Source organism: Streptomyces sp. NPDC013157 (assembly GCF_042899865.1).
Taxonomy (GTDB): Bacteria; Actinomycetota; Actinomycetes; order Streptomycetales; family Streptomycetaceae; genus Streptomyces.
On sequence record NZ_JBIBAK010000002.1, the window covers coordinates 723,800 to 737,151 of the forward strand.

A 13,352-nucleotide genomic window follows, 5' to 3' on the forward strand; every position below is an offset into this window, starting at 1 on the left:
GGGGGAGGTCAGCCCTTCGTTGCGGAGGTGGCCGTGGCGTGGGGGGGGCAGGGTCGGACGGCGGGTCAGGGACGCCGGGCGCGCAGGGTGACGGTCAGTGTCTGCGGGCCGTTCCCACCGAGGTAGACGCGGTTCCCGGTCGTCGCGTCGGTGCCGCCCACCACAGTGTGGTCCTGGCCCGGGTCGTAGCGCAGTACCTCGCTCCGGCCCGGACCGGCGAGCGGTTCGCCCGCCTCGACGGCGGCCTCGACCCGGATCTCGTCGGCACCGGCCCGGTAGGTCATCGGCCCGGTCGTCAGGCACCAGCGTCCGTCACCGATCGGTACGGCGCCCTCCGGCACGCCCCCCGGCCGGAAAGTCAGTTCGAGGGCCCAGGGCACCCGTGGTCCGCTGATGTCGATCCGCAGGTCGGCACCGTCGTCCCGCAGCTCCGCTTCGACGCGGGTCGTGTGGGAGACCTCGTCCCGAGGCCGGTCCGGGAAGGCCATGGCGGCCGAGAAGCGTCCCTCGTCCGCCACGCGGTAGGCGCCGTCGTCCCGTCGCCGGTCCGGCGGGAGCGGCTGGTAGTAGGCGGCCGTCAGGGTCTCGGTGAGCCGGTACCGGTTGCCGGCGAGCTGTTCCATTCCGGCGGCGCGGAACGGGCCCAGATCGAAGAATCCCCGGGACAGCCGGACCGCGTCGAGGACGGCGTCGCCGGCGAACAGGCGCAGGAAGGTGGGGTTGCAGGCGAGGCCGGAGCGGATGCGCCGGTGCTCGGGCACGTCGGAGCCGCCGTACAGGACGCTGTGCGCGGTGGCGGAGGCGCGTGAGGCAAGGCGTGCCGTGGTGAGGTACCGGTCGCGGGGCAGGGGTTCCGGCGCCGGGGCCGGCAGCGCGCGGCACAGGTCGGGGGTGAGGAGGGTCTCGGCGAGCAGGCCGGGGTCGTCGACCCCGCCGGCCGCTGCCCGGCGCGCCGCCCGGGCGAAGTCGCCCCGGCCGGTGCGGATCGCGAGCAGCCGGTAGTGCGGCAGGTAGGGCGCCAGCGGGAACGGGTGCTTCTGGTCCTGCCGTCGCGAGTGGACGGTCTCCACCGTGCCGTCCGGCCTGATGAGGTCCAGGGTCGCGGTGAGGTTGCGTTCGACGGCGTCCCGCAGGTCGTCGCGGCCGAGGACGTCGGCCAGGAGCAGCAGCGACGGGTTGGACACGTGGGACGCGTAGACGGCGCTGCGCTCCGAGTACAGGCCCTCCACGTCGATGTCGACGCCCTCGGCGAGCCACGCGTCGATGCGGTCGAGCAGCCGGCCGTCCGGGAACGAGCGGTGCAGCCGGGCCAGCGCCGCGCAGAGCTCCCAGCGGTGGTTCGGGGTGTGCACCCCGCCGGTCAGGAGAGCGGCGGAGGCGGCGCCGGCGATCTCGGCGAGCGCGGCCGTGACGTCGCGCAGTTCCGGTCCCGCGCCCGCGGCGAGGACGTGTGCGTCGCAGACGTCGTTGACGGTGAACGCGGAGTCCGGCGGCGACTGCACGTTGTCGCCGCCGGCGAAGAGGCCGGTGGCGGTCTGTGCGGCCAGCAGGGCGCGGAGGTGGGTCGTCGCGGCGGCGACGGCCTGCCCGCTTCCGTGCAGGGCCGACTCCGGGGACCGGTACGCAGCGACCAGGGTCTTCACCCGGCGGGCCAGGACGCGGTGGGTCACACCGGCTGGTTCCTCCCCGGGGCCGGCCGCCAGCGGGGCGGCCGACCGGTCGGCGGCGCCGGCCACCGCGCGGAGGAACTCGTGGTCGAGCGGGGTGGGCACGGTCAGTCCTTCAGTCCGGCGTTGATGTCGGCGCTCATGACGTACCGCTGGAACACCAGGAAGACGAGGATCAGCGGAATCATGGAGATGACCGATCCGCCCAGCAGCACCGACCAGTTGATGTTCTGCGCCCCGACGAGACTCTGGATGCCGATCTGCACGGTGAACTTGTTGGGGTCGTTGAGCATCAGCAGCGGCCAGATGTAGTCGTTCCACCGCCACTGGAAGGACAGGATGGCGAGGGTCAGCATGATGGGCCGGGAGATCGGCACCATGATCCGCAGGAAGATCGACAGCTCACGCGCGCCGTCGATGCGGGCGGCCTCGACGAGTTCGTCGGGGACCGTCAGGAAGAACTGGCGGAACATGAAGCATCCGGTCGCGGTGAGCACGGCCGGGAGGATGATGCCGCCGAAGGTGTTGTAGAGGCCGAGGTCGCGGACGACCAGGAACTCCGGGGCGAGCATGACCTCGGACGGCAGCATCGTGGTGGCCAGGATGCAGATGAAGAAGGCCTTGAGCCATTTGTTGTCGTACTTGGCCAGCGCGTACCCGGTGCAGCAGCTGACCCCCACGGTGAGGATCGTCGTGATCACGCACACGATGGCCGTGTTGATGAAGTACTGGGAGAAGTTGGCGCTGTCCCAGGCCGCCTTGTAACCCGAGAGGGTGGGGTGGTGCGGAAGCACCGTCAGCGGAAGGGAGAAGAGGTCTCCCGCCGGCTTGAAGGAGCTGAGGACGAACCACAGCACCGGCAGCCCGTAGAGGGCGGCCAGGATCCACAGCAGTGTCGTCGCGGGTACCGCGCGCCGGAGCCCGCCGTCGCGCCCGCCGCGGGGCCGCTTCCTGGAGAGGGCCTTCGCGGAACCGGCGTCGACCGGACGCGGCGTGTCTGTGGTGGTCATCGGTTCTCCATCCGCCGGTTGGCGATCAGCTGGACGATCGCGACGGCCATCAGGATGAGCATGAGCACGAACGACGCGGCGCTCGCGTAGCCGATCTGGCCCCGGTTGAATCCGGTCTGGTAGATGTACTGGACAAGCAGGTTGTTCGACGTACCCGGTCCGCCGTTGTTGAGGGAGACGAACAGCGGGTATTCCTTCATCGCGTTGATCGTGTTGAGGAGGATGACGATGAACGACGTCGGCGCGATACTCGGCAGCGTGATGCTGATGAACTGGCGCCAGGGGCCCGCGCCGTCGAGCGAGGCCGCCTCGTAGTACGAGGTGGGCACGTTCTTGATCGCCGCGATGAACAGCAGCATCGAGAAGGCCGTTCCCCACCAGGCGCCCGCCATCACGACCACGCCCAGGGACAGGTCCGCGTTCGACTGCCACGCGATCGCGTGCCCGCCGAGCTTCTCGATGACGTAGTTGATCAGTCCGAAGTTCTCGCCGAACAGCCACCGCCACAGGACACCGACGACGATGGGCGAGATGAGCCACGGGATGAAGAAGACGACACGGGCGATCGACGCGCCCTTGGCCTGCTTGCTCACCACCAGGTTGGCGATGAGGAGCGAGAGCACGAAGTTCAGCGGCACGACCAGCACGGTGTACAGCAGCGTCCGGAACAGCGCGTCGTAGAAGGTGGAGTCGCCGAACAGGTTCGTGTAGTTGTCCAGTCCGACGAACTGGAACGCCCCCACGCCCGTGTAGTTCGTGAAGGAGTAGACGAGCCCGATCACCGCAGGCCACACGAAGAACAGTGCGAAGAGCACGACGTTCGCCGCGATGAGGACGAGCGGCGCGAGGGTGTACTTGCTGCGGCGTCGCCTGGGCGGGCTCCCGGACACGTCCGAGGCGCGTTTTGTCATCTTCCTGACTCCGTGCTGTGGGGATGGGTTGCGGTGGGCTCACGGCATGAGCCCGGCGTCACGTGGAGGACCAGGGCGGGGCGGCGGGGGCTCGAACCCGCCGCCCGGCCCTGGGGCCTGCGATCAGCCGCCGACCTGCTGGTTGTAGCCGGCCACGATGTTCTCCAGGGCCTTGTCGGCCGACTGCTGGCCGTTGATCGCCTTGCCGAGCTCCGTCTTGGTCGGGTCCTCGGTGAGGCTCTTGCCCTTCAGCACCCACGCCGTCTGGGCGTTGTTGAAGTAGCCCGAGATCGGGGCGTAGAGCGGGATCTCCTCGTTGTACAGCTTGAAGGCCGCCTGCGCCGCGTCCGAGGTGAAGGGGTACTTCGGGCTCAGACCGCTCTCGACCGGGAGGAAGCCGGAGGTCTCGACCAGCTCGGTGTACTGCTTCGGGTCGTACACCCAGGACATGAACTTCTTCGCGGCGGTGGCGGCGGCGCCGTTGTTGTTGAAGCCCACCATCATGCCGCCACTGTTGACGTCACTGGCCTGCACCGGCTGGGCGGGGGTCGGGACGCTCGCCCAGTCGAACTTCTTGATGCTGTCCGCGAAGGAGGCGACCTGCCACACGCCGGACCAGTAGGCGACCACGTCACCGCTCTGGAACATGGCGGACGGGTCGGCGCCGCTGGTCCACACCGACTTCGGCATGGTCTTGTCGTCGTTCCATCCGACGAAGGTGTTCACGGCCTTCTTGGTCGCGGCGTCCACCGAGAACTTGCCGGAGGAATCCGCGTGGACGTACGTGCCGCCCATCTCGTAGACCATGGCGCGCAGCCGGGACGGAGACTGGTCGAAGGTCAGGGAGTACTTGGCGCCGGTCTTCTCGCGGACCTTGTTGGCCGCGGCGATGAACTCGGTCCAGGTCCAGGTGTCCGACGGCGAGGCCGGGACGGCGACGCCGGCCTTCTTGAACAGCGTCTTGTTGATGAACAGGCCGGACGCGGTGACGTCCGAGGGGATGGACAGCACCTTGCCGGACGAGTCCTTGGCGAGGAAGTTGCCGTTGATGTTGTAGCTCTTGTTGTTGGCGATGGAGCTGAGGTCGATCAGCTTGTTCGACCAGATCGGGTCCAGCGCCGGCACGTCCGCGACGTCGGGCAGGGAGTTCGCCTGCGCGGCGTTGTGCAGCTTCGTCGTGTAGCCGTCGTAGGGGATGTTGACAAGCTTGACGTTGACGCCGGCTTCCTTCTTGTACTGCGCCACCAGCTTCTTCCAGCCCGCGTCCTGCCCCGGAACCGTGGAGATCCAGAACGTCAGCGACTTGGAGGTCCCGCCGGAGCCGGAGCCCGAGCCGCAGGCGGAGAGCAGCAGGGCTCCTGCCGCGGTCGCGGCAGCGAGGGGAACAAGGCGGCGCATACCGCCGCGGCCGAGTCGGCTGGAACGCCGCACACCCACAGTGGTCATCTTCGATCCCATTTCTTCGGAGGGACTGAGCACGGCGCCGGCTGAGGCGGCACGGGTGCATTTTGAAGGAAAAGTCGCTTTCCGGGGGGCGCGGCCTCGCCCGGCCGCATCGTCCACGCGGGGCGAGATCCCCGGCCGTCCTGGCCGTCACCGCACGGGCACGCCCTCGTGCGGTTGCCGTACGTCGTGTACGGGCTGGGAGGCTCGCCCCAAGCCGGCGTCCCGGCCGACTTAGAAAGCGCTTGTCCGGACATTGGCAGACCGATCAGGAAGCCGTCAATCCTTCACCTGCGCGCCTTCGGTCACGGTTTGGACTCCCTTGGCCACGGCGAGCCGGGCGGCACCCGCCACGGTACCGAGATCGCCGATCTGGCTGCTGACCACCTCGGTGGGCCAGCTCAGCCGCCCCAGCTCGGCCCGCACGCCGGGCAGGACCTGCGGGTCCGCGCCCGTGCTGCCGCCCAGCACGATCAGCCCCGGGTCCAGTACGGCGGCCACCGCGGCGGCCAGCCTGCCCACGTCGGCGGCGTGCCGGGCGACCACGGCACGGGCGGGCTCCCGGCCCTGGGCCGCCAGCGCGAAGAGCCGGTCGGCGGTGCGCGGGGGCGGGCCGTCGGCCTCCGGCCAGGCCTCGGCGGCGCGGCGCAGCAGGGCGTGCGAGCCGACGTAGGCCTCCAGGGCCTCCTGCCGGGGCTCCCGGTCGTCGTCCCAGGGGTAGGGCAGCCGGGCGAGCTCACCGGCCGCGCCGTTGGCGCCGCGCAGCACGTGGCCGCCGATGACGATGCCCAGACCGATACCGACGCCGATCCGCAGGTAGCCGAAGGTACGGCGGCCCCGGGCGGCGCCCTCGTGGAGTTCGGCGAGGGCCGCGCAGTTCACGTTGTTCTCCAGGTGGACGGGGACTCCCGGCGGCAGGGCGACGGAGACCGCGTCGAAGACGGGCCCGGCCTTGGCGGTCGCCGGGCGCATGCCGGTGCCCGCCCGGTCGGGGGCACTGACGTCACCGATGGCGACGACGATGGCCCGCAGCGGGGCGCCCGCAGGCAGCGCGGCCAGCGCCTCGCGGACGGCGTCGGCGGCCCGGGTGCGGGGCGTGTCCGCCTCGGCGAGCAGGGTGCCGTCCAGGGCGCAGGCACGGACCCGGGTGCGGGCCGGGCCCAGGTCGACCGCGAGGACCGAGCCGGAGGCCGGTCCGAGGCCGTAGACGGCGGCGGAGCGCCCGGTGCCGCTGGAAGCGGTGCCGGAGTGGGTGGCCAGCCCGGCCCCCTCCAGCTCCGCGACGGCGGCGGAGACCGTCGGCTTGGACAGGCCCGCGAGACTCGCGAGCTGCGGCCGGGTGGCGCTGCCGGCCTGGGCCAGCACGGCGAAGACCGCGCCGGCGCTCTCGGTGAGCCGGGAGGCCTCAGCCACGACGTGTTCCACAGTTCCCCCATGGGTCAGGGGCCGCGCTCCCCCGGGTGTGGCGGGATGCGGCGATATGCGGTGCCGTTGTGCCGCTCGGTTCTGGCCTCGACAGCGTCCCGTCGATCGAGTCCGCGGCAACTCTTGACGCACTGTACTTCGTTAGTTAACTTCCTAACGAAGTACACGGTACTCGCCTGCCGTGCTCCGCAAGAAGCCCGTCCCGGGGCTTCCCGACTTGCTCGACTCCTGTTCGGCCAGGCGCGGTTCGCCCGCCGTCGCAGCCAAGCGCTCCGCTGGAAGTGCCCCGACGCGCCGTCGCTCACCCGCGGCGCCGTCGTGGCTGTTCGCGCCCACGCGCCGGTAGCCGCATATCGGATACGGCCCCGCGCCCCTCAGGGGCGCCGCCGGACCGCAGCGGACTTCGCCGGACCCGCTCCGGGCCAAGCTCTTCGGTGCTCTTCGCCCAGACGACGAAAGAGGATCCGTGCAGGACGCTTCTTCTCCTCCCTCCCCGCCTTCTCCTCTCGTGGTCGGCATCGACGTGGGCGGCACCAAGACCCAGCTCCGCGCCCTGGCCGGCCGGGACCGGGTCGCCGACCACGTCCGGACGAGCAGCGGCTGGCGGCCGCACGACGCGACCGCCGCGGCCCGCTGGCTGACCGCGCTGGTCCACGACGCCCTGCCTCCCGGCACCCGCCCGGCCGCCCTGGCCGTCGGCGGGCACGCCTGTGAGACCCCCCGCCAGTGCGCCGGCATCGCCGCCGCCCTGCGCGACCTCCTCGACGTGCCCGTCCGGGTGGTGGGCGACGCCGAGCTCCTCGTCCCCGCCGCCGGCCTGGACAGGGGCGTCGGCCTGGTCGCCGGCACCGGCTCGGTGGCCGTCGGCCGACTGGCCGACGGCAGCCCCGTACAGGTGGGCGGCTGGGGCGCGGTCCTCGGGGACGAGGGCGGCGCCGCCGGACTCGTCCGGGAGGCCGCCCGCGCCGTCTGGGCCGTGCACGACCGCGGCGAGGCGCCCGACGCGCTCGCGACCGGACTCGTCGCCGCCTTCGGGGTGGCGGAGGTGCCCGCGCTCGGCGCCGCGCTGGAGAGCGCCACCGACGTCTCCGCCGAGTGGGGCCGGCACGCCCCGGTGCTCTTCGCCGCGGCGGACGCGGGCTCCCGGCTCGCCGCGGACGTGATAGCCGACGGCGGGCGCGCCCTGGCCGGCCTGGTGGCCCGGCTCGCCGGCCGCGGTCTCGCCGTGGACGACGTGGTGGTCGCGGGCGGCACGATCCTCTCCCAGCCACGCCTGTACGACGCCTTCGCCGCCGCGCTCGCCGAAGCCGTACCCGGGGCGCGGCCCCAGCCGTTGCGGCTCCCGCCGGTCGAGGGAGCGGTGGCGCTGGCGCGTTCGATCCTGTGAGGAACCTGTCCGCAGCCCGTCCGTCCCGCACACCTGGACCACGGGCCGTTCGACGCTGCGAACGCGCAGGTCCAGGCCGGTTCTTCCGGTGAACCACAGGGCTGTCGTTCAACTCCGGGTCACGTGGCGGTCGCCCGACGATGACCGCCGGGACACGAACTGGCCCTAGAACTTCGCTCGTTCAACACTTTTCCCACGCGAACCCACACGCTCACGCGCATCTGGAGCACCGGCCGTCCGCGTGAACTCTTCACAGAACTCAAGAGAGGCACATCCATGCCGTCATCTGCCGGGCACCACCCCGCTTCTCCGGCCCGTGGACTCGCCGTCGGCCGACGGGGCTTCCTGAAGACCTCGCTCGGCGCGTCGGCGGGTGTGCTGGCGGCCCCGACCTTCGTCGGCTGGCTCGCGGCCGCCGACGCCAAGGCCGCCACGGCCCTGGCGTTCGTCGACGACTACAAGACGAACATCAGCACCAACCTCACCGCCGACACCAACGCGGTGGTCCGCATCCTCGGCGGCTTCGCCCGGATCTGGAAGACCGGTTCCGCCTGGAACACCGGCAGCGTGCTGCGCGCCGACATCCTGCGCGACAACATGCGCTACTGCGCCAAGATCACCAGGAAGCGCAGCGCCGCCGACGCCAAGAAGGCGTTCATCTACGACCGCCAGCACCAGAGTTACGCGATGATCGCCGGCCTCGGCCCGCTCGCCGACCTCTACAAGGCCGGTTCCCTCGCGGTCACCTCGATCACCAGCGCGCCGGACACCACCCCCGCCACCACCGTCAGCGACGCCGTCCCGGCCGGCGCCCCGGCGGGCTCGGCGCTCGGCGCGGGCTCGCACGACTCGGCGCTGGGCAAGGTGGCCACCCTGGTGGACACCCTGCGCGGCAACTACGCGTCCGGCAACCCGTCCAAGTACGCCTACCAGTACCCGCGTCCGTGGCGGATGAACGAGGACAGCGAGGTCGTCGACACCGGAAGGACCGACGCGTACGGCTTCCCGGTGTACGACTCCGAGGTGGCCGTCGCCCCGCAGCTGCTGCGCCAGCGCAGCACCTCCCCCACCGACGACGGCGGCTTCCCCTCCGGCCACACCAACGCCTTCCACCTGGCGGGCCTGGCCTACGCGTACGCGGTGCCGGAGCGCTTCCAGGAGCTGGTCACCCGCGCCCTGGAGCTGAGCGACACCCGGATCGTCGCCGGTATGCACAACACGGTCGACGTGATCGGCGGCCGCATCATGGCCACCGCCCTGGCCGCCGCCACGCTCGCCGACCCGGCCAACGCCGACCTGAAGGCGGCCGCCCGCGCCCAGGCCCTCGCCTACTTCGAGGCGCAGACCGGCTCCACCGCCGACGCCCTGTACGCCTACGCCCACTCGGCCGACGCCGCGACCGACCCGTACGCCGACCGCGAGGCCAACGAGCGCGCGGCCACGCCCCGGCTGACGTACATCCTGGACCGGGAGGGCCGCGAGCTGCCGTTCGACGTGCCCAAGGGCGCTGAGGTGCTGCTGGAGACCCGCCAGCCGTACCTCACCGCCGACCAGCGCCGCGAGGTGCTGCGGACCACCGGCCTGCCCTCCGGGTACGTGCTGCTGGACGGCCCGGAGCAGTGGGGCCGCCTCAACCTGTTCGCCGCCGCGGACGGTTACGGCGCCTTCGACGCGGACGTCACGGTCACCCTGGACGCGGCGGCCGGCGGCTTCGCGGCGGCCGACGCCTGGCGCAACGACATCGACGGCCACGGCGGTCTGACCAAGAAGGGCACCGGCACGCTGACCCTGACCGGCGACAACCGATACCGGGGCGGCACCGTGCTGGCCGGCGGCACCCTGGTCGCCGCCTCCGGGGACGCGCTGGGCCGCGGTGACGTCCGGGTCTCGGCCGGCACCCTGCGGGTCACCGGGGAGCTGTTCGTGCGCGGCACCTACACGCAGGACGCGGGCACCCTGGAGGTCACCCTGGCCAAGGGCCGCAAGGCGCCGCTGACCGTGAAGCACCTGGCCGTCCTGGGCAGTGGCACCACCTTGTCCCTGGACCTCGACACCGAGCACCCGCCGGCCGCGGGCAGCATCCTGCCGGTCGTCGACGCTCCGCGGCTGCGCGGCCAGTTCGACAAGGTGGAACTGAACTCCGCCGGGCTGCGGGCCGTACCCGTCTACACGGCAGACGGTCTGTCGGTACGACTCGTGAAGCGGTGACGCGCCCGGTGGCGGGAGCGATGCGACAGTAGGGCCCATGACTGCTCGTGATCGCTCCCGTCACCGCGGGCCCGGTGTCCCCGCGGGGCGGATGATGGCAAGCGAACAGCAGTCGGTCCTCGAACCCGGCGTCCCCGACCTCCCCGCCGGCCCCGGGCCGCTCCCCCGGCGCAGCGCCGCGGCCCGGTCGGCCGCCGCCCTGCGCGCCCGCCGGCGGTGGCTGGTGCCGGTCCTCGCGGTGCTGCTGCTCGCGCAGATGGCGGCGGCGATGGTGACCACCGCGGTCCAGCAGACGCCCACCATCGACGAGCCGGTCTACGTGGCCACGGCCACCGACTACCTCCACGAGCACCGGCTGCGCTACAACACCGAGCACCCGCCGCTCGGCAAGCTCCTCGTCATGGCCGGCATCGCCGTCGCCGACCCGCACTACGACCCGTCGTACCGCGGCGACCAGGGGCAGGTGGGCCGGCACCTGCTGTACTCGTCCGGCAACGACCCCTGGCGGGTGATGCTGTGGGCACGGCTGCCGGTGATCGTGCTGACGCTGCTGTTCGGCCTGGTCGTCCTCGCCTTCGCCCGCGAGGTTCTCGGTACGGCCGCGGGGCTGCTGGCACTCGCCCTGTACTGCTTCTCGCCGGACGTCATCGCGCACGGCTCACTGGCCACCCTGGACGTGCCGTCGGCCGGGTGCGTGCTGACGTCGGCCTGGCTGGTGTGGCGGGCCCGGCGCCGGCCCCGGCTGTACCTGCCCCTGGCGGGGGCCGCCCTGGGGGCCTCGGTGGCGACGAAGATGAGCGCGCTGCCCGCGATCCCGGTGCTCGTCGCACTGGCGGTGCTGTCGGTGTGGGGCGCACGCCCCGGCCGTGCGCTGCGCGCCCTCGCGGCCGCCGCCGTGGTGACGGTGACGGCGGTCGCCGTCGTCTGGCTCTCCTACCTGGCGGTCGATCCCCGGCTGCGTGCGCTGTCCGCCGAGCCGGTGCCGGCGGTGCACGGCCTGCGGGGCCTCCTGGTCGGCCTGATGCCCTTCCCGGAGTCCTACCGGGACGGCATGCGGATGCAGTTCGCCCTGGAGGACCACCCCTGGCAGGGCTATCTGTTCGGGCACCTCTACACCGGCTCCCGCTGGTACTACCTGCCGGCCGCCCTGCTGGTGAAGACGCCGCTCGGCATGCTGGCGCTGTGGGCGGCCGGTGCCGTCGCGCTGGTGGCGCTACGGCGGCTGCGGCGGGCGGCGCCCTACCTGCTGCTGCCGCCGGCCGTGCTGCTGGCCTCGGCGATGACCGGGTCACGGGACTTCGGGACGCGGTACGCGGTCTTCATGCCGATGTTCCTCGCCGTGGCCGGGGCCTCGGCCCTGACGGTGCGTCGGCGCTGGGCACGGCCCTTGGGCGGGGCGCTGGTGCTGTTCGTCGCGGTGAGCTCGCTGCGGACGTTCCCGTTCTATCTGCCGTACGCCAACGAGGCGTTCGGGGGTCCGGCGAAGACGCATCGGTGGCTGCACGACTCCAACGTGGACTGGGGGCAGGACCTGGGCCGGCTCGCCGACCGGCTGCGGGAGCGCTACCCGGGCGAGCGGATCTGGCTTGTCTACAAGGGCAGTGGCGTCCCGGAGTACTACGGGATCCACGCCGCCGACCCCCGCGAGGTGCCGCCCGGGAAGGTGCACGGGCTGCTGGTCGTCTCGGACTCGTCGGCCGCCAAGGCACGGGGCAGGCTGGCCGAATTGATCGACACCAGCCGTCCGGTCGATGATGTCGGTCATTCGATCACCATCTACCGGCGCTGACCGCACGGTCCGCCGACGACGGCCACCGCATCCGTCGCCGGTGAGCGCCGGAATTCCGGTGCCGGCTGCGCATCCTGGGCGTTCGGCCGCCGGGACGGTCCGGCGTACCGCACAAGCCCTGGTCACCACGGTCCGTGAGCTATGTTGAGTCCTCGTGGGAGACAAAGGAGGCGCTTCGGTGCCATCGCCGCAGCAGGCACGTGCACAGGCATCCGCGATCACCTCGGGCAAAACCGTGCCGGAGGCGGAGGCCGCGCCCACCTCCCAGCTCCGCGAACTCTTCGACGGCCCCAGGCTCTCCCCCGGCCAGCGCCGCATCGCCCAGTACCTGATCGACCACATCACCGAGGCGGCCTTCCTGTCGATCACCGACCTCGCCGAGCGGGTCGGGGTCAGCCAGCCGTCGGTGACCAGGTTCGCGGGCGCGGTCGGCTTCAGCGGCTACCCCGCGCTGCGCGAGCGGCTGCAGTCGATCGCGCTGCGCACCCTGGCCGGCGGCACCGGGGCCGCCACCGAGCAGCGCAGCAACGAGCTCCAGGCCGCCGTGGACGCCGAGATCGAGAACCTGGAGAACCTGCGCCGGGACTTCGCCGACCCGGACCGGGTGATCTGGATCGGCCGCGAGCTGTCCCAGTCGTCCCCGCTGACCGTGCTGGGCCTGCGCATCTCCGTCTCGCTGGCGGAGTACTTCGCCTACGCCGCGCGCCGTATCCACCCCGACGTACGGCTGGTGACCCGGGGCGGCAGCGTGGCCTACGACGCGCTGCTGCAGTCGCGCGAGGCGGGCGGCACCTGGGTGCTGGCGTTCGGCATGCCGCGGCACGCGCAGGAGACGCTGACCGCGATCCGGGTGGCGCGCACGGCGGGGCTGCGGGTCGCGCTGGTGACCGACCTGGCGCTCGGCGCGCTGGCCGACGAGGCCGATGTCACCTTCAGCACCGGCATCGGGTCCCGCCTGGTCTTCGACACCTACGCGGCGCCCGGTCTGATGGCCGCCGCCCTGCTCCAGGCCATGACCGACGCCGATCCCGAGCGCACCCAGGCGCGCCTCGAGGAGTACGAGCAGGTCGCCGAGGAGCACCAGTTCTTCCTGAAGGACTGACCCCGGATCCGACGTCCCACGCGTGACCTCGTAAGGGGAGCATTCACCTCATTTCACGCATGAATGTTTTCATACGTCTTGCAAACCGGACGGCATATATAAATACTGCTCACGGATCACCCCCGGCCCACTCCGGGCACGTTCCGCACCCGAGGACGCACCGCTCGCACCCGCCCCCAGAAAGCCGACGGACCGCCCATGCGCACGCAGCACCACCCGCAGCGCCGGCGGCCGGCGCCCGGGGCCTCGCACGGACATCCCCAGCCGCCGTCTCCTACCCGCGTCGGCGCCGGGGATGTTCGAACGGGCATCGCCTGTGCGATTCGCCCGCGGCGGCTCCGGCCATCCCCTAGGCCGGAGCCGCCCAGACCTCCGTCGGCCACCCTCACGACGCCGCACACCCGGAAGCG

At 72.0% G+C, this 13,352-nt stretch carries 9 protein-coding genes; 4 read left to right on the plus strand and 5 right to left on the minus strand.

Translation table 11 applies throughout. The annotated features are described in order from the left end of the window. Positions 1 to 65: 65 nt before the first annotated feature. The 5 genes from ACFY6U_RS08640 to ACFY6U_RS08660 all read right to left on the minus strand — a co-directional run bounded on the left by ACFY6U_RS08640 (position 66) and on the right by ACFY6U_RS08660 (position 6,444). Positions 66 to 1,772 (minus strand): hypothetical protein, encoded by a 1,707-nt coding sequence (locus tag ACFY6U_RS08640; protein ID WP_390036007.1) that lies wholly within the window; start codon positions 1,770 to 1,772, stop codon positions 66 to 68. A 2-nt stretch (positions 1,773 to 1,774) separates the two neighbouring features. Further along, on the minus strand, positions 1,775 to 2,677 hold the full coding sequence (locus tag ACFY6U_RS08645) for a carbohydrate ABC transporter permease (RefSeq protein ID WP_390036009.1): 903 nt from the start codon (positions 2,675 to 2,677) through the stop codon (positions 1,775 to 1,777). Next, entirely contained in the window at positions 2,674 to 3,588 is a 915-nt protein-coding gene (locus ACFY6U_RS08650) for a carbohydrate ABC transporter permease (RefSeq protein WP_390036011.1), read from the minus strand. Before ACFY6U_RS08650 ends, ACFY6U_RS08645 begins: the two co-directional genes overlap by 4 nt. A 123-nt stretch (positions 3,589 to 3,711) precedes the next feature. Further along, positions 3,712 to 5,034 (minus strand): extracellular solute-binding protein, encoded by a 1,323-nt coding sequence (locus ACFY6U_RS08655; RefSeq protein WP_390036013.1) that lies wholly within the window; start codon positions 5,032 to 5,034, stop codon positions 3,712 to 3,714. A gap of 276 nt (positions 5,035 to 5,310) precedes the next feature. Next, positions 5,311 to 6,444: an ROK family transcriptional regulator gene (locus ACFY6U_RS08660; protein ID WP_390036015.1), complete on the minus strand. Its 1,134-nt coding sequence runs from the start codon at positions 6,442 to 6,444 to the stop codon at positions 5,311 to 5,313. Positions 6,445 to 6,964: 520 nt separating this feature from the next. Here ACFY6U_RS08660 and ACFY6U_RS08665 point away from each other — a divergent pair. From ACFY6U_RS08665 to ACFY6U_RS08680, 4 genes are all read left to right on the plus strand, one after another. After that, on the plus strand, positions 6,965 to 7,843 hold the full coding sequence (locus ACFY6U_RS08665) for a BadF/BadG/BcrA/BcrD ATPase family protein (RefSeq protein ID WP_390036017.1): 879 nt from the start codon (positions 6,965 to 6,967) through the stop codon (positions 7,841 to 7,843). A 276-nt stretch (positions 7,844 to 8,119) separates the two neighbouring features. Beyond that, positions 8,120 to 10,051 carry a phosphatase PAP2 family protein gene (locus tag ACFY6U_RS08670; RefSeq protein WP_390036019.1) on the plus strand — a complete coding sequence of 644 codons (1,932 nt, stop codon included), beginning with the start codon at positions 8,120 to 8,122 and terminating at the stop codon, positions 10,049 to 10,051. A gap of 91 nt (positions 10,052 to 10,142) precedes the next feature. Next, positions 10,143 to 11,840, plus strand: a complete 1,698-nt coding sequence (locus ACFY6U_RS08675; protein ID WP_390036552.1) for an ArnT family glycosyltransferase — start codon at positions 10,143 to 10,145, stop codon at positions 11,838 to 11,840. 178 nt (positions 11,841 to 12,018) lie between these two features. Next, on the plus strand, positions 12,019 to 12,942 hold the full coding sequence (locus tag ACFY6U_RS08680) for a MurR/RpiR family transcriptional regulator (RefSeq protein WP_093506790.1): 924 nt from the start codon (positions 12,019 to 12,021) through the stop codon (positions 12,940 to 12,942). Positions 12,943 to 13,352 lie beyond the last annotated feature (410 nt).